This is a genomic window from Mesorhizobium sp. RCAM 05104 (genome assembly GCF_059683645.1).
The window spans coordinates 1,419,143-1,442,295 of the sequence record NZ_CM185033.1 but is presented as its reverse complement, the minus strand read 5'-3'; the positions used below and the strand labels follow the sequence as shown (position 1 = coordinate 1,442,295).

The following is a 23,153-nucleotide window of genomic DNA, read 5'->3' as shown; positions in this document are numbered from 1 at the left end:
GTCTTTTCCACTGATTCATGACCCGGTCTCTCACCGGCCCGACCGACCGACGCTGGCTGCAAGCGGTATTCGGCGCCAAAAAGCGCGAAGCGGGATTGCGCGTTAAATCGCCTTGTTGTACGAACGTTCAACAAGGCGATTTAACGAGTACCTGCCGTGGTACGAACCGAGTTCCCCTTTGCCGTCGAAACCGTCGATCCGCTCTGGATCACGCTGGCTGACGGCACCCGCATCGCCGCCACTTTGTGGCGCCCGCTCACTGACGCCAGGGTGCCTGTCGTCGTCGAAATGGTGCCCTATCGCCGCCGCGATGGCACCGTGGTGCGTGACATCGACATCCATCCCTGGCTCGCCGGTCACGGCATTGCCTGCGCCCGCATAGACATTCGCGGCTCAGGCGATTCCGATGGCGATCTGGCCGACGAGTACTTGCCCCGCGAGCAGCAAGACGCCTGCGAGATCATTGCCCATTTGGCCGCGCAATCCTGGTGCAACGGCAATGTCGGCATGACCGGCATTTCCTGGGGCGGCTTCAACGCGCTACAGGTTGCGGCGCGCCGGCCGCCGGCCTTGAAGGCCATCATCACCAATTGCGCCACCGACGACCGCTACGCCGACGACATTCACTATATGGGCGGCGCGCTGCTCACCGAGCAGGAGATGTGGTCGAACTTCATGCTGGTGAAGAAGGCGATGGCTCCCGATCCGCAGATCGTCGGCGACGCCTGGCGCGCCATGTGGCTCGGCCGTCTTGAGGCGACAAGCTCGCTGTCGGAAATCTGGCTCGCGCACCAGCGCCGTGACGACTACTGGCGGCAGGGTTCTGTTTGCGAAGACCATGCGGCGGTTGAATGCGCGGTCATGGCCGTCTGCGGCTGGGAAGACAGCTATTCCAATTTCGTGCCGCGCCTACTCGAACATCTGCCCGGACCCAAGCTTGGCATCGTCGGGCCGTGGTCGCATGCCTATCCCTGTCGCGGTGCGCCGGGGCCGCTGATCGGCTATCTGCAGGAGGCGCTGCGCTGGTGGCGCCATTGGCTGTGCGGCGAAGACACCGGCATCATGGGTGAGCCGCTGTACCGCGTCTGGATCACCGGTGAGGAACGACCGCAGCCTTTTTATCTCCCCGATCATGCCGGCAGCTGGGCCGCCGAGGACCACTGGCCGTCGCCGCGCATCGAACGCCGCGCCTTCCACCTGAATGCCGCCGGATTGAGCGGCGAAGCCGCGCCGGGTGCCACGCTTTCGGTATGCTCGCCGGCCAGCGCCGGCCGTGACTGTGGCCGCTGGGGCGGCTATGGCGGCTCCTGCCCGGACATGGCCATCGACCAGCGCCGCGAGGACGGCCTGGCGCTCTGCTTCGATACTTTGCCGCTTGACGGCGACCTGACCTTGCTCGGCGCGCCCGAACTGGATCTGGTCGTTGCCGTCGACCAACCATATGTCAATCTTGCCGCCCGCCTCTGCGACGTCTATCCCGATGGCACTTCGGCGCTGATGACCTATGGCGTGCTCAACCTCAGCCACCGCGACAGCCATGAGCACCCGACGCCCTGTCCGGTCGGAACGCCGTTCCGCGTGCGGCTGAAGCTCAACGATCTCGCCCGTACCGTGCCGAAGGGCCATCGCATCCGGCTGGCGCTGGCCAACCAGCACTGGCCGATCCTGTGGCCGCAGCCGAAACTGTCAACGCTGTCGGTTGCCAGCGGTGACAGCACGGTGATGCTTCCCGTGCGCCCGCCGTCGCCGCGCGATCGCGACGTCCGCTTCGAGCCTGCCGAAACCGCGCCGCCGGTGCCGACAACGACCCTGGATGACGGTTTCGATCGCCGCATCGTCACCGACGATGTCGGCAGCGGCATGCAGACCATCGCGCTGAGTTCCGACCATGGCCGCAGGCGCTACGACGATCGCGCCATCACCGTCTCCTCGGCCAACAGCGACACGATGAGCATTCGCGCCGACGATCCGCTGTCCGCCAGGCTCGTCACCGAATACCGCTGGGCGATTGCCAGCGGCGATGCCGATACCGAGGCCATGGCGGTCACCGAGCTGACATCGGATGAAACGCATTTCAACCTGAGTTGGCGGCTCGAGGCCCGAGAACGGGGCAGGCTCGTCCACAGCGCCTCGGCAACGCGGCGCATCAGGCGCGATTTCGCCTGAAGAGAGGGAGACCATGCTTGCATATGCAGTGAAGCGCATCGGTCTCGGCCTCCTGATCCTCGTCCTCGTCATGGTCGCCATGTATGCGGCCGTCTTCCTCGTGCCCGGCGATCCGGCAACCGTGGCGCTCGGTCCGCGCGCCACGCCGGAACTGAAGCGGCTGCTGATCGAGCGCATGGGGCTCGACCAGCCGGTCTGGTGGCAGATCGTCGAATTCTTCCGCAACGCACTGACCGGTAATCTCGGCTACGACGTCTGGTCGAACCGGCCCGTCTCCACGCTCGTCATGGAGGCGCTGCCGAACACGCTGATCCTCGGCCTGACCGCGCTGGCGGTCGCGCTTCTCATCGGCGTTCCGCTCGGCTGCCTGTCGGTGATGCGGCGCGGCACGCTTGCCGATGCCGTCATCGGCGTGCTTTCGGTCGGCGTCATCGCCGTGCCATCCTTCGTCGTCGCCATTTATTCACTGCTGCTCTTTGCCGTCACGCTGCGCTGGCTGCCGGCCATCGGCGCCGGCGAGGCCGGCGACATCGTCAGCCAGGCCAAGGCGCTGGTCATGCCGGCGGCGGCCATCGCGCTCGGCTGGATCGGCTACATTGCCCGCATGGTGCGCGCCTCGATGATGGAGGTGATGGGCGAACCGCACATTCGCACCGCGCGCTCCTTCGGCCTGCCGGAGTGGAAGATCGTTTCCAAATACGCGTTGCGCATCGCCATCATCCCGACCATCTCGCTGGTCGCCGTCGGTCTCGGCAGCATCCTGTCCAGCGCCGTCTTCGTCGAGGCGGTGTTCGCCCGGCCCGGCATCGGCAAGCTGATCACCGACGCCGTCAACACCCGCAACTATCCGGTCGTGATGGGCACGGTGCTGATCATGACCGCCATCTACGTCTCCATCACCATCGCCGCCGATCTCCTGATCGCGCGGCTCGACCCGAGGGTGCGCGATGTCTTCCGTGGCTGACGCCTCGCTGTCCGTTCCGGACCGACAACGGTTGCCACTGCTGCGCGCGCTGCTGGCCGATCCGTTCACCGGCGTGGCCCTGGTCCTGGTCGCCGGTTTCCTCATCACCGCCGTCTTCGCGCCATGGCTGGCGCCCTATTCGCCGGTCAAGATCGACGTGCTGCACAAGCTGCAGCCGCCGTCGGTCGAACACTGGTTCGGCACCGATCACCTCGGCCGCGATCTCCTGTCACGCGTCATCTATGGCGCGCGTACGGCACTCACCATCGCCATGGTGTCAGTGGCCATAGCCGGCGCCATCGGCCTGATGCTCGGGCTGATCGCCGGCTACGGGCCGCGCTGGCTCGACGCCATCCTGGTGCTGAGTTTCGACAGTCTGAATTCTCTGCCGATGATCATGTTCGCGCTCGCCATCATCACCGTGCTCGGGGCCGGCACCGGCACGCTGATCATCGTCATCGCGGCGACGTCCTTTCCGAGCTATGCCAGGCTGATCCGAGCGCAGACGCTGGCGCTGAAGAACAGCGACTACATCCTTGCCGAGCGCCTGCTCGACGCCAGCCCGGCGCGCATCATCTTCATCCACCTTCTGCCCAACGTCGTCGGCCCGCTGATCATCCTGCTGTCGATGGACATCCCGGTCGTCATCATGGTGGAGGCGGGCTTGAGCTTCCTCGGCCTTGGCGTGCGGCCGCCGACGCCGTCCTGGGGCTCTATCCTCTATGACGGCTACACCAGCATCCGCTCGGCACCGTTCATGGTCATCTTCGGCGGGCTGCCGCTGGTGCTGGCAACGCTCGGCTTCACCTTCCTCGGCGAGGGCCTGCGCGACTATCTCGACCCGCGCCTGCAAGTGCGGAGGCCGGCATGAGCGGTTCGCTCGCCGCCAGCGATCTCAGCGTCCGCTACGAGACGGCGCATGGCGCGGTGCACGCGTTGCGCCATGTCGATATCGAGGCGCATCCCGGCGAGGTGATCGGCATCGTCGGCGAGAGCGGCTGTGGCAAGTCAACGCTGGTCACCGCTTTGGCAAACCTGTTGCCGGCCAATGCCCGCATCGATGGGTCGATCAGCTACAACGGCGTCGACCTGGCAAAGCTTGACGCCCATCGCCAACGCCTGCTGCGCGGCGACGAGATCGCGCTGGTCAGCCAGGATCCGATGACGGCGTTCAACCCGGTGCTGACCATAGGTGACCAGCTTGTTGACTTCCAGCACCACCGCAAGGATCTCGGTCGCGCGCAAAAGCGATCCCGCATCGCCGCCATGCTTGGCCGCGTCGGCATCGCGGATGCGGAACGGCGGATGGACTGCTATCCGCACGAGCTCTCCGGCGGCATGCGCCAGCGCGTGGCCATTGCCGCCGCCTTGCTGACTGATCCCGGCCTGCTCATTGCCGACGAGCCGACGACCGCCCTCGATGTCACCATGGAGGCGCAGATCATCCATCTGCTGCGCGAACTGAGGCGCGAATATAACGGCATCATCATCGTCGTCTCGCACCATCTCGGCGTCATCGCCGAGCTCTGCGACCGGGTCTATGTCATGTATGCCGGCGAGGTGGTCGAGGGCGGCGAGGTCGACGCGATCTTCCACGATGCAAGGCATCCCTACACGCAGGCACTGCTCGCCTGCGATCCGGCCCGCTTCCATGAAAGGCTGGAGCGGCTGCCAACCATCCCCGGCACGCCGCCTAACCTCACCCAGCCGCCATCCGGGTGCGTCTATGCACCCCGCTGCGACCGTGCCTTTGCGCCATGCGGCAGCGTCGCGCCGCCGCTGGTGAAGCTCTCCGCCTCCCATGTCGCGCGCTGCCATGCGGTGACGCCATGACCCCGCTGCTCGCTGTCGAGGACCTGTCGGTGACTTTCGTCCGCAACGGGTTGCTCAGCCGCCTGATCAACCCGTTCCCGTTGCCGAGCTTCAATGTCATCGACGGCGTGACGTTGTCGCTGATGCCCGGCGAGACACTGGGTCTGGTCGGCGAGTCCGGTTCCGGCAAGACGACGCTTGCCCGCACCATTCTCGGGCTGGTGCGCGCGGCTGCCGGCCGCATCACCTTCGAGGGCAGGGACGTGCAAACGCCAGCCGACTTCCGCGCCATGCGCCGGCGCTCGGCGATGATGTTCCAGGATCCGGTGGCGTCGCTCAGCCCACGCCTGCGTATCGGCACACTGCTGACCGAGCCGCAGATCATCCAGGGTATCCCGATGCCGGACCGGCGCGCCCCCGCCAAGGCGCTGCTGGCGCTGGTCGGGCTGCCGGCCTCGTTCGTCGACCGCTTTCCGCATGAGCTGTCCGGCGGGCAGGCGCGCCGCGTCGGCGTCGCCCGGGCGCTGGCGATGAAACCGCATCTGCTGCTCGCCGATGAGCCGACCGCCGGCCTCGATGTCTCGGTGCAGGGCGACGTGCTCAACCTGATCGGCGAGTTGAAACGTGAACTCGGTTTCGCCGCCATGATCGTCACCCACAATCTGGCAATGATCCGCCATGTCAGCGACCGGCTGGCCATCATGTATCTCGGCCGGCTTGTCGAGACCGGACCGACGCGGGATGTGTTCTCCGCGCCCATGCATCCCTACACCGCGACGCTGATCCAGTCCGAACCGGTGCCCGACCCGCGCCGGCGCAGCCAAAATCCTGCCGTCACCGGCGAAATCCCGAGCGTTTTCCGGCGGCCTTCGGGCTGCGAATTCCATACGCGCTGCCCGATCGCGCGCGATCGTTGCAAGACCGAGGCACCGGCCTATCGACCGATGGGCGCCGACCGGATGGTGCGCTGCCATTTCCCGCTGGAGACCGGCGGGCAAGAACGGGAAGCCTTCTCACGCGCTTCCGCAAACCAAAGGGGAAACTGACATGACACGATGGAACATGGACAGACGTGCATTCCTGAAAGTGGCTGGCGCGCTGGGCGCCGGCCTGGCGATGAAGCCGGGTTTCGCCTGGTCGGCCGATGGCGACACGTTGCGCATCCGCATGGAAGGCGATTTGCAGACGCTTGACCCCGCCTTCATGATCGGCGGCATCGAGGACGTCATCATGCGCGGCATCTATGTGTCGCTGAACCGTCTCGGTGATCTCCGGGAAGGTTCGCCATGGTCGCTGTGGGGGGCGCAGACGCTTGAGCTGAAGGATCCGAAGACGATTGCCTTCACGCTGATCGACGGGCTGAAATGGTCGAAGGGCTTTGGTCCCGTCACCGCCGAGGACGTGAAATTCTCCTACGAGCGCATCGCCGATCCGAAGCTGTCGTCGCCCTGGGCCTATCAGTTCGAAAAACTTGACCGCGTCGAAGTGGTCGATGCCAGATCGGGCATCATCCATCTCAAGGACCCGTACCAGCCGATCTTCGTCACCAGCCTGCCTTACTATGGCGGCCACATCATCAGCCACGCCGGCACCGAAAAGGCCGGCGGAAAGTTCACCACCGAGCCACCGGCAACCTGCGGCCCCTATCTCTTCTCCGACTGGCAGCAAAAGCAGAAGGTGACGCTCACCGCCAATCCTGACTGGCCGGGCCCGAAGCCGGATTTCGGCAAGGTCGAAATCTACATCGTCGCTGACGACCAGGCGGCGCAGCTTGCCTATGAAGCCGATGCCTTCGACTACACAAAGATCGCCATTTCGGCGACCAAGGCGGTCAAGGCCAACCCACCCGCCAACACCAAGGTGATCGAGGCGCAGTCGACTCGCTATGTCTGGCTGACCATCAACATGCTGAGCCCACGCCTCAAGGACCTCAAGGTGCGGCAGGCCGTGCAATACGGTGTCGATGTCGGGCAGATCCTCACCGGCGTCTATGACGATCTCACCAAGCGCTCCACCGGCGTCGTGCAGCCTGGCACCAAATTCGCGCGCGCCAGCAACCTGATCGCGGCACCGGACTATGAAAAGTCCGCCGCACTGCTCACCGAAGCCGGTGTCAGCGGTCTGTCGCTGACCCTGACGGTGATGAACGATTCCATCCGCACGGCGACGGCGCAGATCATCCAGGCCAGTCTCGAACAGGCCGGCATCAAGGTCGAGATCCAGCCTTACGACGAAGCCGCATTCTGGGGCGTCGGCGACAAGACGCAAGGCGACGGCTACAAGAACATCGATCTGGCGCTGATGGATTTCGCCGGTGGCGTCGACCCGTCCGAAAACCTGGTCTGGTTCCGCCCCGACCAGATCGGCGCCTACAATTGGTCCGGCTTCGACAGTGCTGAATTCGAGACCAGCTATCAGCAGTTGGTGGCGGAAAGCGATCCGGCGAAGCGCATCGCGCTGTCCAACCGGATGGAGGATCTGATGGAGCAGTCCGGCGGGTTCGTCTTCATCTGCCACCAGCCGCTGGTCGTCATCCACAAGACGGATTTCGAGCCGGTCATCTATCCCGATGGCCACCCCAATCCGGTGCTGTTCAAGAAGAGTGTGTGACCGGCGGCAAGTGGACAGTTCGGCCGCAATCGATTAGCTGGGGTCCATGACGGAAGCCCAACCAGCAACTGCCACAAAGAAGCGCGGCGCCAAGAAGTCGCCGCCGCGCTTCAGCCGCGAACAGGCTGATGTGCGCCGGTCCATGCTGATCGAGGCGGCGACGCGATGCCTGTCGGTCGGCGGCATCGGCGCCTTCACCGTCGATCGCATCTGCAAGGAGGCTGGTGTCTCGCGTGGCCTCATCAACCACTATTTCGAAGGCCGCGACGGGCTGCTGGTCGAGGTCTACAAATCCTCGCTCTATGCCAGCGTCAACAACCAGATCGCCGAAGCCAAGCGACGCCGCGCCGAGACTTCGGACTGGTCGCCGCAGGCAGCGCTCGCCGCCCTGGTGCACTCCAATTTCTCGCCCGATTATTTCAGCCGTGACAACCTGCTGATCTGGCTGTCGCTGTGGGGCGAAATTGCCGTCAACCCGCGTCTCAAGGCAGCGCATCGCGAACTCTACGACGCCTATCGGGCGGAACTCGCCGAGGACATCGCGGCGGTCGCAAAGCCGCGCGGCAGGGATGTCGATGCGCCGGCACTGGCGCGCAATTTCATCGCCCTGGTCGACGGGCTCTGGCTCGAATGGTGTCTCGACGAAAGCGTGGTGACGCCGCAGGCCGCCGAGGCCGCCGGCTTTGAAATGCTGGAGGCGCAGGTCGGGCCTTTGCGGGGGGCCTAGTTCAGCGGTGAGCCGCCTTCACGCTTGCGGCGTTCCATATAGTCGCGCAACGCCTCGTCGATGCCGGGATCGATCGGCGGCTGTTCGTATTCGGCGACCATGCGCTTCCAGATGACGTTGGCCCGCTCGCGCGCCGTGACCTGGCCGCGCTCCATCCATGTGTCGTAGTTGTCCCAGTTGGACACCAGCGGCGAATAGAAGGCGCGCTCGTAGCGCTGCATCGTGTGCGCCGCGCCGAAGAAGTGTCCGGCTGGACCGACCTCGCGCACGGCGTCCAGTGCCAGCGTGTCGATATCGACCACCGGCGGTTCGAAATAGGCGCACATCATCTGCAGCATCTCGGCATCGATAACCAGTTTCTCGAACGACGCCGTCAGCCCGCCGCCGAGCCAGCCGGCGGCGTGCAGCACCAGATTGGCGCCGCCCATCAGGCAGCCCCACAGCGACATGGCGCTTTCATAGGCGGCCTGCGCGTCGACCGAGTTGGCGGCGGTGACATTGCTGGAGCGGAACGGCACGCCGATCAGCCGGCAGAGCTGCCCGGTGATCTGCGCGGCCTGCGTGTATTCGGGCGTGCCGAAGGCCGGCGCGCCGGTCTTCATGTCGACATTGGAGGTAAAGCCGCCATACATCACCGGCACGCCCGGACGCACGATCTGGGTCAGCACGATGCCGGCCAGCGCCTCGGCATGCTGCTGTGACAGCGCGCCGGCCAGCGTCACCGGGCTCATCGCTCCGGCCAGCGTGAACGGCGTGATGACATTGACCTGGCCATGCTCGGCCAATGCGATCAGGCCTTCGGCCATCGGCTCGTCGAGCTGCAGCGGCGAATTGGTGTTGATGATGCCGGTGAACACCGGCATTTCCCGCGCGAGGTTTTCGCGCGTCGTGCCGAGCGAAATCGCCACCATTTCCAACGCGTCGATGGCGCGACCCTGACCAAGGGTTTGCGGTTGCCAGTTCTTGTCGAGCAGCGTGATCTCGGCATAGTAGAGGTCGAGATGGCGCGTGTTCTGATGCAGGTCGAGCGGCTCGAAGGGCCCGCCGCCTTCCTGGTGCAGCACGTTGAACGACTGGATGAGTTTCAAGTAGTCGCACATCTCGGCATAAGTGCCGGGACGGCGACCGCGATCATTGTCCATGACATAGGCTGGTCCGCCCACCGACGACAAGATGCAGTGCCGTCCGCCGACCTTGACGTTCTTCCGCGGATTGCGGGCGCGCAGTTCGAAGGATGACGGCGCCAAGGCGACGCGCTCCATGACCATGGCGCGGTCGAAGCGCACACGCATCTGACCTTCGTCGACGTCGCAGCCGGCCGCGCGATAGAACTGGCGCGCCTGCGGCTGCAGCACCCGCATGCCGATCTCTTCGAGAATGGTGAGCCCCATTTCGTGGATCGTCTGCACCTGGTCGGCCGACAGGATCTCGATCGGCGCATAGGGCCGTGTCAGCTGTTTCCATGGCCGCTGCTCGATGCCGCCGATCTCGCGCTGCGGGCGGCCGGGTCTGCGACGTGCCGTGATGCGCTCCATGGCTCTCTAGACCTCCTTGTTTGACGCAATTTCGAACGGAAAACCGCTTCACACTTTTCCTGGAACTGCGCTATTCGGCTGCTGTGCGCATGTCGAAATCCGCCACCGCGTCGACGATCGGCGTGTCGCGGCGGTAGGGCTGCCAGCGGATCTTTGCACCGATCTCCTGAGCGAGCTTGTGGCCGCTGTGCACTGCGTGCGCAATGGCCCCTGGCGCCAGCGCGTCGCCGATGCGATCGACATTGCGGATGCCGGCGGCCGCAAGCTCATCCGCCCGTTCGGTCAGCGTCTCGAACAGCTCATTGCGCGGCAGTCTCAGCCCGACGATCACCACCGAGCGGCAGGCCACGCGGGTTTCCTCACCGGTGAACAGATGCGCCAGTATTGCCGTCTCGCCGTCAAAGGACTTCAGGATATGCAGTGTGGCCACCGGCACCTTGCGCCGCGCCAGCGCGCGATGCACCAGCGGCAACTCGTTGGTCATGATCGTCCATGCGGACGCCTGGCCCGCCGGGGTCGCGTAGCTGACCGGGATGCCCTGCGCGGCCAGATGTTCGGTGAGAACGCCGCCCATGTAGTAATTATCGAAATCGAAAACCAAAGTGGGTCCCTTAGGAAGCCGCCCGCCGGCAATGTCGTCCGGGGTCAGCACATCGGGACGGTCGAGCCGGCCGACCGGTATCTCCAGCGAGGAGTAGAGCATATCGGTCCAGCGTGCGCCGGTCGCCAGCACCACGCGGTCCGGTGCCACGGCAATGATCTCGTCCGCGCCCATGGGACTCTCGGGATAGAGCGAGACGTTGCTCATCTCGTCGAGGCGCCCGAGCCGGTAGTCGACGACGCGGTTCCAGGCCGAGAGGCCGGGCAAGGTCTTCTCGAAGGTCAGCCGCCCGCCGAAGGACCGGCTGCCGTCGGCGAGCATTACCTCATGGCCGCGACGGCCGAGCGTGAGCGCGCATTCGAGCCCGGCCGGTCCGCCGCCGACAATCAGGATCCGCTCAGGCCTATCGGCGCGCTCGACCCGTTCGGGGTGCCAGCCGCGCCGCCACTCTTCGCCGGCGGTCGGGTTCTGGGTGCAGCGCACCGGCACGCCGTCATGCCAGCTCGAAATGCAGATGTTGCAGCCGATGCATTCGCGGATCTCGGCCTCGCGGCCCTCACGGATCTTGTTCGGCAGGAAGGGGTCGGCGATCGAGGGGCGCGCGCCGCCGATGAAGTCCAGCACGCCGCGCCTGATCTGCGAGACCATGGTGTCGGGCGAGGTGAAGCGGCCGACGCCGACCACCGGCTTCTTCGTCAGCGACTTGACGAAATCGATCACCGGCTCGTGGCTGCCTTCCCCAGTGAAGCGCGACGCCGAACAGTCGGTCGGACTGGAATCCATCTTCACGTCGAACAGGTCGGGCAGGTCGGCGAGCAACTCGACCAGCTCGTGCGCCTCGGAGGGCTGGTTGCGGCCGGGCCTGCCGCGCAATTCCTCGAGGCTTACCCGCAAGGCGACGCCGCAATCCTTGCCGACAGCGTCCTTGGTGACCTCGATCATCTCGCGCACGAAGCGCACCCGGTTCTCGATCGGTCCGCCATATTGGTCGGTGCGGTGGTTGTATTCCGGCAGCAGGAACTCGTAGCCGAGATAGCCCATGCCGGCGTAGACATAGACAATGTCGAAGCCGGCCCTGCGCGCCTTGCGCGCCGCTTCGGCCTGGCATCGCAACACTTCCTTGATATCGGCCTTGTCCATCGTCTTCGGCCGCAAATTGCCCATGAAGCCGACATGCGTGGCCATCCACGGAATTCCCGACGGTGACAGCGGCGGCAGGCGGCTTGTCCTGTTCATGACCGATGCGCCGCCGTGCCACAGTTCCACGCCGGCAAGGGCGCCATGGCGGTGCACCGCCTCCGTCATCAGCGCATGCGCGCGGATATCGTTGTCGTCCCACATCGTGGCGAAAGGCAACGGTGCGTCGTCAGAACTCGGGTCGATCGAACAGGCCCCGGTGCAGATCACGCCCCATCCGCCCTCGGCCTTGGCCTCGCGAAAGGCGGCGCGCACCCGCGGCAGCGCGTTGGTCATGCCGCTGGCATGCGGCACTTGATAGAAGCGGTTCGGCGCGGTGACGGGCCCGATCCGCATCGGCTCGAACAGGATTTCATAGCGGGGATTGCACGGCATCGAGGCTTCTCGAATATGCTTGTTGAACGATCGTACAACAAGCATATTCGCACGCCGGGCGCCGCGCAATGGGCAGGGAGGCAAACAACAAAAAATCCATCCCGGCTTTCGCTGGGATGGATTGTGATCATAGGGAGGATGCGGACCGGGCGCTGATCGGCGCCCGGTCAAAGGCCCTGGTCAGATGACGAAAAACCAGTTGGCGAGCAGCATCACCACGACACCGGCGACCAGCGTCAGATAGGGCAGCATTCCCGCCTTTTTGACCGAGAGGTCGGCACCCGTCATGCCGAGGTCCGCCATCATATGGTCGGGGAACTTGCCGCCATCCTGGATGTAGTGCCGGTAGCAGAACACCGGGATGATCAGGGCAGCCGTGATCAGCCCGGCCCACAGTGCCATCGGGTTCCAGACCTTGGCACCGGCGCCCATGAAGATCGCATTGACGTAAGCGAAGATGGCGCCGACGCCGAGCAGCCAACTCGGTGCCTTCCATGGCCGCGCGATATGGCCGTTGTCGATGCGATGGATCCAGCCGGCGTTGAGGTTGAGGAAGTTGAAGATGATGTAGCCGCAGTTCGACACGGCGAGGATGAAGAAGAAGCTCGTGGCATCGGCCGAGGCGATGGCCAGCACGATCAGGTTGAAGACGAGGTCGGTCCACATGGCACTGGTCGGCGCGCCATGTTCGTTGACGTGGCTGAGATAGCGCGGCAGCCAGCCGTCGACGGAGCCCTGATAGAGTGTGCGCGAAGAACCCGCCATCGCCGTCATGATGCACAGCACCAGCGCCAGGATCATCAGCATCACCAGCAAGCTGTGAATCAGCGCTCCGCCACCGACCATGCCGGCCAGCGCGTCGGCAACGCCGGAGCCATCGACGATCGGTGTTGCCAGCATGCCGTTCAGCCCCAGCACGCCCTGGAAGGTGAAGGGCACCAGGATGAACAGCAGCATGCACAACAGGCCGGAATAGAAGATGGCCTTGAACGTGTCGGTACCGGGGTTCTTGAACTCCGAGGTGTAGCAGACGGCGGTCTCGAAGCCGTAGGTCGACCACGCGGCGATGAACATGCCGCCAAGCACGAGGGTCCAGCCGGCGATATTCCAAGCGCCGGGCTCGGGCGCATAGGCGGCTGCCAGCGGCACCAGCGGCGAAAAATTCGCCCAGTTGATCTGGCCGGTGACGATCGGCACGACGCCGACGATCAGCATCGGGATGATGACCAGCAGGCCGATATATTTCTGCACATTGGCCGTGCCCAGGATGCCGCGATGCTGGATCGAGAAGATGATCAGCATCAGCACCGCGCCGATGAAGAAGGTTGCGTTCAGCGTAAAGGAAACCGGACCCAGCGTGTGGCTGTATAGCGTCCAGTTGCGGATTGCCGGCGTGGCGGCCGCGGTCACCGCCGTGACGGCGTCTGCTGCACTCGTTCCGGCATGCGCCGCGATATAGGCGACGACATCCGGCGAGGCATCGGTGAACAGCGGCACCGGCGCCAGCGCGTTGAGGATATAGGCGGCGGCGATCGAGCAGCCGAGCGACAGCACCGGTGACCAGGCGAACCAGTTGCACCACACCGATAGCGGCGCGATGAACTTCGAATAACGCAGCCAGGCGGTGGCGCCGTAGATCGAGGCACCACCGGACTTGTTCGGGAACAGGCCGGCGATTTCGGCATAGGTGAAGGATTGCAGGAAGCCCATGATCATGGACGCCGTCCAGATCAGGAAGGCCAATGTTCCGGTCGTGCCGGCAATGCCGCCGATCGAGAACAGGACCAGCGCCGGAACGCCGCTTGCCACCCAGAAAGCGCCGCGCCAGTCGATATGCCTCAGCAGCTTGCTTTCGGCAGGCTGCTCCAGGGCCGTGCTTATCGTGCTCATATGTGTGAATTCCCCTTTTTTGCTGTTCCCCACCGGCGGTGCCTCGGCTTCGCGAAGCTTGTCCCCGGCATGTGATGGCACGACTGCTGTGTTTCCACTCAGTCGTATTTTTTTCTTAAGAGTGAAGATTGATCCGGCGCGCTTTCACGTCAAGCGTTTTGTGGCGCCGTGCACATAACGCTTGCGAGCGTGCGGGCTCACGCGTCCGGCGACACCATCGACCGGCTGGTCTGTGCGTCGCGAAAGCGGCCGTCAGGAGCGCGGTCTGGTCTTCTGAGGGTCGTAATGCGCGAAAGCGACGACGCGGGCCGGCAGCCGTTTGCTGTGGCCGTCGAGCTTGCCGATTTCGACCTCGGTGCCAACAGCGGCATGGGTGACATCGAGCCTCGCCAGCGCGATGTTCTTGTTCAACAGGGGAGAGCGCATGCTGGAGGTAACCACGCCAATCTGCGCGCGACCGACATGGACGCAATCGCCATGGCCCACGGTGACATTGGCGTCGATGTCGAGGCCGACCAGCTTTGTTTGCGGGTTCTCCTTGCGCCGGATCAGCGCCTCGCGGCCGATGAAGTCATCGGTCTTGGTCTTCAGCGGCACGGTGAAGCCGATGCCGGCCTCGAAGGGATCGGTCTGGTCGGAGAACTCGTAGCCCGCGAAGATCAGCCCGGCCTCGATGCGCACCATGTCGAGCGCCTGCAGCCCCATCGGCTTCAGCCCATGCGGCTGGCCCGCCTCCCAGATCGCGTCGAACACTTTCTCTGCGTCACGCGGATGGCACCAGATCTCATAGCCGAGCTCGCCCGTATAGCCGGTGCGCGAGACAACGATGGGAATACCGTTGCCGCCGCCAATGCGCGCGACAGCAAAACGAAACCACTCGAGTTCCTCGATCGACGGCTGCAGCGGCGAGGTCCAGATCACCTGCCTGAGAATGTCGCGGCTCTTCGGCCCCTGCACGGCGACATTGTGCATCTGGTCGGTCGACGAACGCACCAGCACGTTGAGGCCGAGCTTCGCCGCCGTCTCGCGCAGCCATTCGCCGGACAGATCGTCGCCGCCGACCCAGCGGAAATTGTCCTTGCCGAGCCGCAGCAGCGTGCCGTCGTCGATCATGCCGCCGTGCTCGTAGCACATCGCCGAATAGACGACCTGGCCGACGCCGAGCTTCTTGACGTCGCGGGTCAGCGTGTATTGCAGCAAGGCCTCGGAATCGGGGCCGGTGACCTCGAATTTGCGCAGCGGCGACAGGTCCATGATCACGGCGTCCTGCCGGCAGGCCCAGTATTCGTCGATCGGACCTTGCTTGGCGAAGGAATTGGCCAGCCAGTAGCCCCGGTACTCGACGAAGTTGCGGGTGTGCTTGGCAAAGCTCGAATGAAATGATGTCTCGCGGGTCATTTTGGGTTCCGAATCGGGCGTCATGCGTCTGGCGATCGCTCGCGAGAATTTGTGCTGGCCGGAATAGGTCCGCACATGGATGTCGGTCAGGTTCCAGCCATTGGCCGGCGTCGTGTCGTCGGGGCAGGCGGAGGAAACGCAGACGATGTCGGTGAGAGCGCGCAGCAGCACATAGTCGCCCGGCCGTGACCACGGCTCGTCGGACACCATGACGCCATGCGCGTCGATTGCCGTGTTGAAGAAGAAGTTGATCGCCATCCAGCCGGCGCGCGGATTGACGCCCTTGCCCGACAACGCGCGATTAAAGTTCTCCGAGCAGTTGGTGTGGCCGGGATAGCCGATGTCGTCGTAATATTTGGCCGCGCAAGCGAGCGCAAAGGCGTCATGCCGGCCGCACGTGTCCTGCACCACCTCGACCAGCGGCTCCATGTCCTGGTCGTAGTACTTCGAGTGCAGGCCGGGCATCGGGTAGCTCGATCCCATCAGCGTACGCGTCGTGGTCACGTCGAGAGGATGGTCGAGGCCTTTGTCCAGCTTGCGCGCCGAAAAGCACTGGAAGTCGGTGCACTGGCGCCCGTCGACATCGATGATCTGCAGATAGTCCCCGGCTTTGACGAAATAGGATTCCGCCGTCGCCGAGTGGACGCGCAAATCGAGCACCGGATCGGCGAGCGGGTCGGCCAGCTGCGATTTCGCCGCCGGACGGATGGTGGCCCGCCGGACGATAACCGTGAGCGGTGTCGCCGTGTCGTGGGCGTCAACCAGCATCGGCCCACCGGGGGCGGCGATGACCATCGAGCCGTCGCGCAGGGCAGTGAAACCCTGCTCGGTGCCGGCGGGTGTGGTGGCGCCAAACACACGCAACGCCCTGGCTTGGTCGATCTGCACCTGACGGCGCGCGAGCCCACGCCGAAGTGCGGCGAGACTGTCATCGCCCTCGGCGAGGAGCGCCTTGATGCCGGCGGCATTGCTGTTCGATGTCTCACCAAAAATGCCGGTATCGGTCGCTCCGGTCTTGTCCCAGGCCAGCAGTTCGCAGGCCTGCCCACCCTCGACATTGCGCACGGTGATTGTGTCGCCGGCTTCGACCTCGATGAGAACCGCGCCGTTACCCTGGATCGTATAACGCTCCATGCCCGGCGGCAGCGCGATCTGGCCGGGCCTCAGGATAAGACTCGGCTTGGGCGGTCCGGCTGCGATTGCAGGGTAGGGAGACTGGCTCATCTCAGCCCTTGCGGTTCGAGAAACAAGTTTGCCTGTATGTGAAATTATTTTAGCAGCAAGAATAGGCAGCAAGGCCGTATTTGGCAAGGCGGACGTGGCGGCTACCCATCGCCAGCAGGGCTGAAAACTAGGCCAGTTCCTCGGAGTGGCGGATGTCGACGCCGTATTCAGCGGCAGCATCAAGCATCGTGTGCCACAGGCCTTCGGCGAAGGTCGCAAACACCAGAAGGTTGAACACCGCCTGCCCATCCGGCCGGTCGCCGCCGCGCCAGAGCGTGACGCTGGTGTGATCCATCGATGTCGCAGCAGCCGAGCCGATGGGGAATACTCCCGGGTGCAGGTCGATCGACGACAGCTTGGCCAGCATGATGCGCGCCTTCGATCCGGAAATGCCGATCAGAGCACGGGCATGCGACTGGTCCGACAGCGAGGCGGGGCCGGACAAGGCCGGCGCCAGCGTTTGCATTGTGTGTTTGCCGCCCTTCGACAGCACGAAAAACTGATCCGGCCCCGACCAGATAAGCGTGGCGTCCGAGGTCTGCACCGCCTTGGGCGCATCTGGCGCCGCCACGCCGAAGCGGGCCATTGCCGCCTTTGCCAGTTCAGCCGCCTGGCCGCGCCGCGCCATCACTTGGATCAGGTCGAAATCGCGGATCTCGGTCAGCGAGACGCCGGCCTCGATATCGCGTGCACCATGCGTGCCGGTGACAAGCGCATGCCCGAGCGGACTGCGCGGAGCCCAGGAAAACTCAGCCACGCTGGCGCCCTCCATCCGGATCGTAGAAGACGGGATTGCACAGTTCGACATCATAGTCTTCGCCGCGCAGCGGGTCATGCGCATGGACGACTTCACCGATGCGCTCGCGCCCGCGCTCGACGAGGCCGAGCCCGATCCACTGGTCGAGCGTCGGCGAGAAACACACCGAGGTGACGTAGCCCTGGTCGTTGCCCGGGCCGGGTGTCTGTCCCTTCGGGATGATGTGCGCGCCCGAACGCAGACGTCGTGCCTTATCCGTGGGCTTGATGCCGACGACGACCTGACGATCCGGCGCGACCAGTGCTTCGCGCCCCGCCATGACGCGGCCGATATAGTCCTTCTTGGTCGACATCATCTTGCCCAGCCCCAGATCGGCCGCCGTTGTCGTTCCGCTCAGCTCTGGGCCGGCGACGTGACCCTTTTCGACCCGCATGACGCCAAGCGCCTCGGTGCCGTAAGGCGTCACGCCGCATGGCGCGCCCGCCAGCATCAAATTGCGTGCCATGGCATCGCCGAAGCGTGCCGGCACGGAAATCTCGAACGCCATCTCACCTGAGAACGAGATGCGGAACAGCCTTGCCTTGATGCCGCCGCGCAACGCCACTTCGCGGGCGCCCATGAACGGAAAGCCTTCATTGGAAAGGTCTTCGGCCGGATCGACGATTTCTTTCAGTAGGTCGCGGGTCTTCGGTCCGGCGATCGAGAATTGCGCCCACTGGTCTGAGACCGAGGTCAACTGCACGTCGAGTTCCGGAAACAGCACCTGCCGGCAGAATTCGAGATGCTGCATCACCAGTCCGGCCTTGGCGGTGGTGGTGGTCAGGAAATAATGGTCCTCGGCCAGCCGCGACGTCGTGCCGTCGTCATAGACGATGCCGTCCTCGCGCAGCATCAGCCCGTAGCGGGCCTTGCCCACGGCAAGATTGGAGAAGGTGTTGATGTAGACGCGATCGAGGAAGGCGCCGGCATCCGCGCCGTGCACGTCGATCTTGCCGAGGGTCGAGACGTCGCAGAAGCCGACACCGCCGCGCACCGCCTGTACCTCGCGGGTCACCGATTCCAGCCAGTCCTTCTCGCCGGCGCGGGGATACCATTGCGCGCGCTTCCACAGGCCGGTGTCGACGAAGACAGCGCCTTGTTCCACGGCCCAGTGATGCGACGGCGTCAGCCGCGTCGCATGGAAAGTCTCGTCGCGATGATGGCCGGCGAAGGCGCCGATGGCGACCGGCACATAGGGCGGCCGGTAGATCGTCGTGCCGGTCTCGGGAATTGACCGGCCGCTCACCGCCGCCATGATGGCGAGGCCGGCGACGTTGGAGGTCTTGCCCTGGTCGGTCGCCATACCCAGCGTCGTATAGCGCTTCAGGTGCTCGACCGATTCAAAGCCTTCGCGCTGCGCCAGTTCGATGTCGGACGCCGTCACATCGTGCTGGTAGTCGACAAAGGCCTTGCCCTTGCCGGCGACGTGCCAGAGCGGGGTGAGCGAGAACGCTTCGTTGTCGGCGATCGGCGCTGTACCCGCCTTGCCGCTGTGCCCAGCATCATGCGCTGCGGCGGCACCCGCCGCAAATCCCTGGCTCAGGCAGGCGTCGAGCCCGAAGGCGCCATTGGCCGCGCCGGCGGCAACCATGCCGGGAGGCGCGCCATCCGGCACGAAGGCCGCGATGTCGTCGCGCCATTTCGGCCGGCCGCGATGATGGGAGGTCAGCCCGACTGCAGGGTTCCAGCCGCCGGAGACGGCAAGCCCGTCGGCCTCGACTTCAGCGCGTGCGCCGCCGGCGAGCGAGACGGCAATTTTCCTGATGCCATCCTTGCCACCATCGACGCCACTGACGGAGCCATGCAGCACAGTAAAACCGTTCTTGGAGGCCAGCGAGCGATGGGCGGCCGACACGTCCGAGCGCGCATCGATCACTGCCGCGATCTGCAACCCGGCATCGAGGGCTGTCTCGACCGTGCGCCAGCCATCCTCATTGTTGGTGAACAGTGCGATGCGTTTTGCCGGCGTTGCGGCGTATCGGGCGATATAGGTCCGCATCGCCGAAGCCATCATCACGCCGGGCGTGTCGTTGCCGGCAAAGACGATCGGCCGCTCAAGGGCGCCGGCGGCGACCACGCAGCGTTTGGCCACGATTCGCCACAGCCGCTGGCGCACCTGGTGCTCGGGCGGTAAGGGCAAATGGTCGTTGACCCGTTCGATCGCGCCATAGGTGCCGCCATCATAGACGCCGAACAGCGTCGTGCGGGTCATGATGCGGACATCGGGCATCGCCGCGAGTTCGCTCAGCGTCCGCGACAGCCACTCGGCTGCCGCAACGCCGTCGATCGTGCCGCCGTCCGACAGCAGGCGGCCACCGGGCGTGAAATCCTCTTCGCACAGGACAACGCGGGCGCCGCTGCGACCGGCGGCGAGTGCTGCCGCCAGACCGGCCGGGCCGGAGCCGGCGATCAGCACATCGCAATGCGCCCAGGCCTTGTCGTAGTGGTCGGGATCGGCAACGCCGGCGGCGCGGCCAAGGCCGGCGGCGCGGCGGATCGCCGGCTCGTAGATCGCTTCCCAGAATTTCGCCGGCCACATGAAGGTCTTGTAGTAGAAGCCGGCGACGAAGATCGGCGCGAACAGCTGGTTCACCGACATCACATCGTGGCGCAGCGACGGCCAGCGGTTCTGGCTGGCGGCCTCGAGCCCTTCATAGAGTTCGGCGGTCGTTGCCTTGGTGTTCGGCTCGCGCCTGGCGCCCGTGCGCAATTCGACCAGCGCGTTGGGCTCTTCCGAGCCTGCGGTCAGGATGCCGCGCGGGCGATGATATTTGAACGAACGGCCGACCAGCTTGACGCCATTGGCGATCAGTGCGGAGGCGAGCGTGTCGCCCTGGAATCCGGAAAAAGTCTTGCCGTCGAAGCGGAAGTTCAGCGACGCCGAGCGGTCGATAAGACCGCCCTTGTCCAGCCGGTGTGTCTGCGCGCCGGCCATCACGCGCCAACCTTGGCGGCACCGGCGCCCGCTGCCGGCTCGACCGAAGAAATCTCATGCGTCAGCGTGTTGCGGGCGACCTTAAGCCACGCCCGGCAGCCGCCGCCGTGGTACCAGTATTCGCTCGTTTCACCGGCAACATTGTCGCGCAGATAGACATAGTCGAACACCTCGTCTTCCGAAGCGCCGGGCACTGGCCGCACCGGCTTGGCGTCGCCGAGATAGGTGAACTCGCCGAGTTCGCGTTCGCCGCAGAAGGGACAGACAATACGCATGGTTTCTTGACCGTCCTCAGTGCAGGTTCGGTTGGGCGCCCTGGCCCTTTTCGTCGATCATCGCACCGCGCCGGAAGCGGTCGAGGCGGAACCTTGCGGCCTCTTCGTGCGGCGTGTCGCGGGCCAGCAGATGGGCAAAGACGAAGCCCGATCCCGGCGTCGCCTTGAAGCCGCCATAGCACCAGCCGGCATTGAGGTAGAGGCCGTCCACCGGGCTCTTGTCGATGATCGGCGAGCCGTCCATCGACATGTCCATGATGCCGCCCCACTGGCGCAGCAGACGTATGCGGCCGATCATCGGCATCAGCGCCATGCCGCCTTCGCAGACGTCCTCCATCACAGGCATGTTGCCGCGCTGGGCGTAGGAATTGTAGCCATCGATGTCGCCGCCGAAGACCAGCCCGCCCTTGTCCGACTGGCTGACATAGAAATGGCCGGCACCGAAGGTCATGACGTTGGGCAGCAGCGGCTTGATGGCCTCGGAGACGAAGGCTTGCAGCACATGGCTTTCGATCGGCAGGCGCAGGCCCGCCATCGCCGCGACCCGGGACGATGAGCCGGCAACCGCCATGCCGACCTTGCCGGCGCCGATCTTGCCGCGCGAAGTCTCGACCCCGGTCACCTTGCCATTGGCGTCGCGCACGAAGCCCGTCACCTCGCAGTTCTGGATGATGTCGACGCCGAGGGCACTCGCCGCATGGGCATAGCCCCAGACCACGGCGTCGTGTCGTGCTGTGCCGCCGCGCCGCTGCAACAGCCCGCCCTGCACGGGAAAGCGCGCATTGTCGAAGTTCAGGAACGGCATCATCTTCTTGACCGCGGCGAGGTCGAGCAGTTCGGCGTCGATGCCATTGATGCGCATCGTGTTGCCGCGCCGCGCATAGGCGTCGCGCTGCGCGTCGGAATGGTAGAGGTTGACGACGCCGCGCTGGCTGACCATCGCGTTGTAGTTGAGATCCTGCTCCATCCGCTCCCACAGCTTCATCGACAATTCGTAGAAGCCGGTGTTGCCGGGCAGGCCGTAATTGGAGCGGATGATGGTGGTGTTGCGGCCGGCATTGCCGGAGCCGATCCAGCCTTTTTCCAGCACGGCGACATTCTTGATGCCGTACTCGCTGGCCAGGAACCAGGCGGTTGCCAGGCCATGGCCGCCACCACCGATGATCACCACGTCATAGTGGTCCTTCGGCGTGGCATCGCGCCAGGTGCGTTGCCAGTTCTTGTGACCGGAAAGCGCGGCGCGAGCGAGCGAGAAGATCGAGTATTTCATACGTTCATTCCGAGGTCGCTCGCACCGCTGGGCAGTCAGATATCCAGCGTGTGGTCGCGCTCCCATTGCGTGAAGTGCGAAGCATAGGAATTCCATTCCTGGTGCTTCAGCTTTAGGTAGGCCGACGAGAATTCCTCACCCAGCGCCGCCTTGAGCGATTTGTCCTTGTCGAACTCGCGCAAGGCGTCGAGCAGGTTGAGCGGCAGCTTCGGCGCGCCCTTCACGGTATGACCGTGCTGGTACATGTCGATGTCGTAACGCTTGCCAGGGTCGGCCTTCGAGCGGATGCCGTCGAGGCCGGCGGCGATGATGACCGCCTGCAGCAGATAGGGGTTGGCGGCGCCGTCGGGCAGGCGCAGTTCGAAACGGCCGGGGCCGGGCACGCGCACCATGTGGGTGCGGTTGTTGCCGGTCCAGGTCACCGTGTTCGGCGCCCAGGTCGCGCCCGAGATGGTGCGCGGCGCGTTGATGCGCTTGTAGGAGTTGACCGTCGGGTTGGTGATCGCGGCCAGGGCCGAGGCATGCTTCATGATGCCACCGAGGAAGTTCTTGCCCTTTGCGGAGAGGCCGAGCTCCATCGAATTGTCAGCGAAGACATTGGTCTTGCCGGCCTTGTCCCAGACCGAGATGTGGGCATGGCAGCCATTGCCGGTCAGGCCTTGGAAGGGTTTTGGCATGAAGGTGGCGCGCAGGCCATGCTTCTCCGCGATCGACTTGACCATGAACTTGAAGAAGGAGTGCTTGTCGGCAGTGGCGAGCGCATCGTCGAAGGCCCAGTTCATCTCGAACTGACCGTTGGCATCCTCGTGGTCGTTCTGGTAGGCGCCCCAGCCGAGCGCCAGCATGTGGTCGCAGATCTCGGCGATGACGTCATAGCGGCGCATCACCGCTTGCTGGTCATAGCAAGGCTTCGACGCGGTATCGTACTCGTCGGAGATCGTCTTGCCGTCGGGCGAGATCAGGAAGAATTCGGCCTCGACGCCGGTCTTCACATGCATGCCGTCACTCGCCGCCTCGGCGATGAGCCGCTTCAGTGTGTTGCGCGGCGCCTGATCGACCTCCTTGTCGTCCATGATGCAGTTGGCGGCGACCCAGGCGACATCGGGCTTCCATGGCAGCTGAATGACCGAAGCCGGGTCCGGCACCGCCAGCATATCCGGGTGTGCCGGCGTGAGATCCAGCCAGGTAGCGAAACCGGCAAAGCCGGCGCCATCCTTCTGCATGTCGGCGATCGCCTGCGCCGGCACCAGCTTGGCACGCTGGCCACCGAACAGGTCGGTGTAGGAAATCATGAAATACTTGACGCCGTTCTCTTTGGCGAATGCGGCGAGATCGTTCCCCATTATAATTCCTCGCTTATGGTATTTTTGGTGATCTG

General features: G+C 64.7%; 16 protein-coding genes. 7 read left to right on the top strand and 9 right to left on the bottom strand.

Features of this window, described 5'->3' with window-relative positions; all coding sequences use genetic code 11:
- Positions 1-156 precede the first annotated feature (156 nt).
- The 7 genes from AC56QP_RS07440 to AC56QP_RS07410 are packed head-to-tail and all read left to right on the top strand — an operon-like array spanning position 157 to position 8,279.
- Positions 157-2,166, top strand: coding sequence for a CocE/NonD family hydrolase (locus AC56QP_RS07440; protein WP_489860295.1), 2,010 nt, complete (start codon positions 157-159; stop codon positions 2,164-2,166).
- A 13-nt stretch (positions 2,167-2,179) separates the two neighbouring features.
- Positions 2,180-3,130, top strand: coding sequence for an ABC transporter permease (locus AC56QP_RS07435; protein WP_489860296.1), 951 nt, complete (start codon positions 2,180-2,182; stop codon positions 3,128-3,130).
- Positions 3,114-4,001 (top strand): ABC transporter permease, encoded by an 888-nt coding sequence (locus AC56QP_RS07430; protein WP_489860297.1) that lies wholly within the window; start codon positions 3,114-3,116, stop codon positions 3,999-4,001. The genes AC56QP_RS07435 and AC56QP_RS07430 overlap by 17 nt, the downstream gene beginning before the upstream one ends.
- Positions 3,998-4,963, top strand: coding sequence for an ABC transporter ATP-binding protein (locus tag AC56QP_RS07425; protein ID WP_489860298.1), 966 nt, complete (start codon positions 3,998-4,000; stop codon positions 4,961-4,963). Before AC56QP_RS07430 ends, AC56QP_RS07425 begins: the two co-directional genes overlap by 4 nt.
- Entirely contained in the window at positions 4,960-5,988 is a 1,029-nt protein-coding gene (locus AC56QP_RS07420; protein ID WP_489860299.1) for an oligopeptide/dipeptide ABC transporter ATP-binding protein, read from the top strand. Before AC56QP_RS07425 ends, AC56QP_RS07420 begins: the two co-directional genes overlap by 4 nt.
- A 16-nt stretch (positions 5,989-6,004) precedes the next feature.
- The gene (locus AC56QP_RS07415) at positions 6,005-7,552 is read left to right on the top strand and encodes an ABC transporter substrate-binding protein (RefSeq protein ID WP_489860300.1); all 1,548 of its coding nucleotides are present in this window, start codon (positions 6,005-6,007) and stop codon (positions 7,550-7,552) included.
- A gap of 46 nt (positions 7,553-7,598) precedes the next feature.
- Positions 7,599-8,279 (top strand): TetR/AcrR family transcriptional regulator, encoded by a 681-nt coding sequence (locus AC56QP_RS07410; protein WP_489860301.1) that lies wholly within the window; start codon positions 7,599-7,601, stop codon positions 8,277-8,279.
- On the opposite strand, the gene AC56QP_RS07405 is transcribed toward AC56QP_RS07410, so the two are convergent.
- The 9 genes from AC56QP_RS07405 to glnT all read right to left on the bottom strand — a co-directional run bounded on the left by AC56QP_RS07405 (position 8,276) and on the right by glnT (position 23,118).
- Entirely contained in the window at positions 8,276-9,814 is a 1,539-nt protein-coding gene (locus AC56QP_RS07405; protein ID WP_489860302.1) for a trimethylamine methyltransferase family protein, read from the bottom strand. The two genes, AC56QP_RS07410 and AC56QP_RS07405, sit on opposite strands and share 4 nt — an antisense overlap.
- A gap of 70 nt (positions 9,815-9,884) precedes the next feature.
- On the bottom strand, positions 9,885-11,987 hold the full coding sequence (locus AC56QP_RS07400; RefSeq protein ID WP_489860303.1) for an oxidoreductase: 2,103 nt from the start codon (positions 11,985-11,987) through the stop codon (positions 9,885-9,887).
- A 180-nt stretch (positions 11,988-12,167) separates the two neighbouring features.
- Complete coding sequence (locus tag AC56QP_RS07395; RefSeq protein ID WP_489860304.1) at positions 12,168-13,877, bottom strand: trimethylamine N-oxide permease; 1,710 nt, start codon at positions 13,875-13,877, stop codon at positions 12,168-12,170.
- 252 nt (positions 13,878-14,129) lie between these two features.
- Positions 14,130-16,499, bottom strand: a complete 2,370-nt coding sequence (locus AC56QP_RS07390; protein ID WP_489860305.1) for a trimethylamine N-oxide demethylase — start codon at positions 16,497-16,499, stop codon at positions 14,130-14,132.
- Positions 16,500-16,626: 127 nt separating this feature from the next.
- Entirely contained in the window at positions 16,627-17,256 is a 630-nt protein-coding gene (locus AC56QP_RS07385) for a sarcosine oxidase subunit gamma (RefSeq protein WP_489860306.1), read from the bottom strand.
- Positions 17,249-20,230, bottom strand: coding sequence for a sarcosine oxidase subunit alpha (locus AC56QP_RS07380; protein ID WP_489860307.1), 2,982 nt, complete (start codon positions 20,228-20,230; stop codon positions 17,249-17,251). Before AC56QP_RS07380 ends, AC56QP_RS07385 begins: the two co-directional genes overlap by 8 nt.
- Positions 20,230-20,505, bottom strand: a complete 276-nt coding sequence (locus AC56QP_RS07375) for a sarcosine oxidase subunit delta (RefSeq protein WP_489860308.1) — start codon at positions 20,503-20,505, stop codon at positions 20,230-20,232. Before AC56QP_RS07375 ends, AC56QP_RS07380 begins: the two co-directional genes overlap by 1 nt.
- A gap of 16 nt (positions 20,506-20,521) precedes the next feature.
- Positions 20,522-21,775 (bottom strand): sarcosine oxidase subunit beta family protein, encoded by a 1,254-nt coding sequence (locus AC56QP_RS07370; RefSeq protein ID WP_489860309.1) that lies wholly within the window; start codon positions 21,773-21,775, stop codon positions 20,522-20,524.
- A 35-nt stretch (positions 21,776-21,810) separates the two neighbouring features.
- Complete coding sequence (gene glnT / locus AC56QP_RS07365; protein ID WP_091576536.1) at positions 21,811-23,118, bottom strand: type III glutamate--ammonia ligase; 1,308 nt, start codon at positions 23,116-23,118, stop codon at positions 21,811-21,813.
- Positions 23,119-23,153: the final 35 nt, after the last annotated feature.

What these genes read in the sequence shown, in the direction of transcription:
- AC56QP_RS07415 (WP_489860300.1), top strand. Translation starts at nt 6,005, where the DNA reads ATGGACAGACGTGCATTCCTGAAAGTGGCTGGCGCGCTGGGCGCCGGC.
- AC56QP_RS07405 (WP_489860302.1), bottom strand. Translation starts at nt 9,814, where the DNA reads ATGGAGCGCATCACGGCACGTCGCAGACCCGGCCGCCCGCAGCGCGAG.
- AC56QP_RS07395 (WP_489860304.1), bottom strand. Translation starts at nt 13,877, where the DNA reads ATGAGCACGATAAGCACGGCCCTGGAGCAGCCTGCCGAAAGCAAGCTG.
- AC56QP_RS07435 (WP_489860296.1), top strand. Translation starts at nt 2,180, where the DNA reads ATGCTTGCATATGCAGTGAAGCGCATCGGTCTCGGCCTCCTGATCCTC.
- AC56QP_RS07410 (WP_489860301.1), top strand. Translation starts at nt 7,599, where the DNA reads ATGACGGAAGCCCAACCAGCAACTGCCACAAAGAAGCGCGGCGCCAAG.
- AC56QP_RS07430 (WP_489860297.1), top strand. Translation starts at nt 3,114, where the DNA reads ATGTCTTCCGTGGCTGACGCCTCGCTGTCCGTTCCGGACCGACAACGG.
- AC56QP_RS07390 (WP_489860305.1), bottom strand. Translation starts at nt 16,499, where the DNA reads ATGAGCCAGTCTCCCTACCCTGCAATCGCAGCCGGACCGCCCAAGCCG.
- AC56QP_RS07380 (WP_489860307.1), bottom strand. Translation starts at nt 20,230, where the DNA reads ATGGCCGGCGCGCAGACACACCGGCTGGACAAGGGCGGTCTTATCGAC.
- AC56QP_RS07370 (WP_489860309.1), bottom strand. Translation starts at nt 21,775, where the DNA reads ATGAAATACTCGATCTTCTCGCTCGCTCGCGCCGCGCTTTCCGGTCAC.
- AC56QP_RS07400 (WP_489860303.1), bottom strand. Translation starts at nt 11,987, where the DNA reads ATGCCGTGCAATCCCCGCTATGAAATCCTGTTCGAGCCGATGCGGATC.
- AC56QP_RS07425 (WP_489860298.1), top strand. Translation starts at nt 3,998, where the DNA reads ATGAGCGGTTCGCTCGCCGCCAGCGATCTCAGCGTCCGCTACGAGACG.
- AC56QP_RS07375 (WP_489860308.1), bottom strand. Translation starts at nt 20,505, where the DNA reads ATGCGTATTGTCTGTCCCTTCTGCGGCGAACGCGAACTCGGCGAGTTC.
- AC56QP_RS07420 (WP_489860299.1), top strand. Translation starts at nt 4,960, where the DNA reads ATGACCCCGCTGCTCGCTGTCGAGGACCTGTCGGTGACTTTCGTCCGC.
- glnT (WP_091576536.1), bottom strand. Translation starts at nt 23,118, where the DNA reads ATGGGGAACGATCTCGCCGCATTCGCCAAAGAGAACGGCGTCAAGTAT.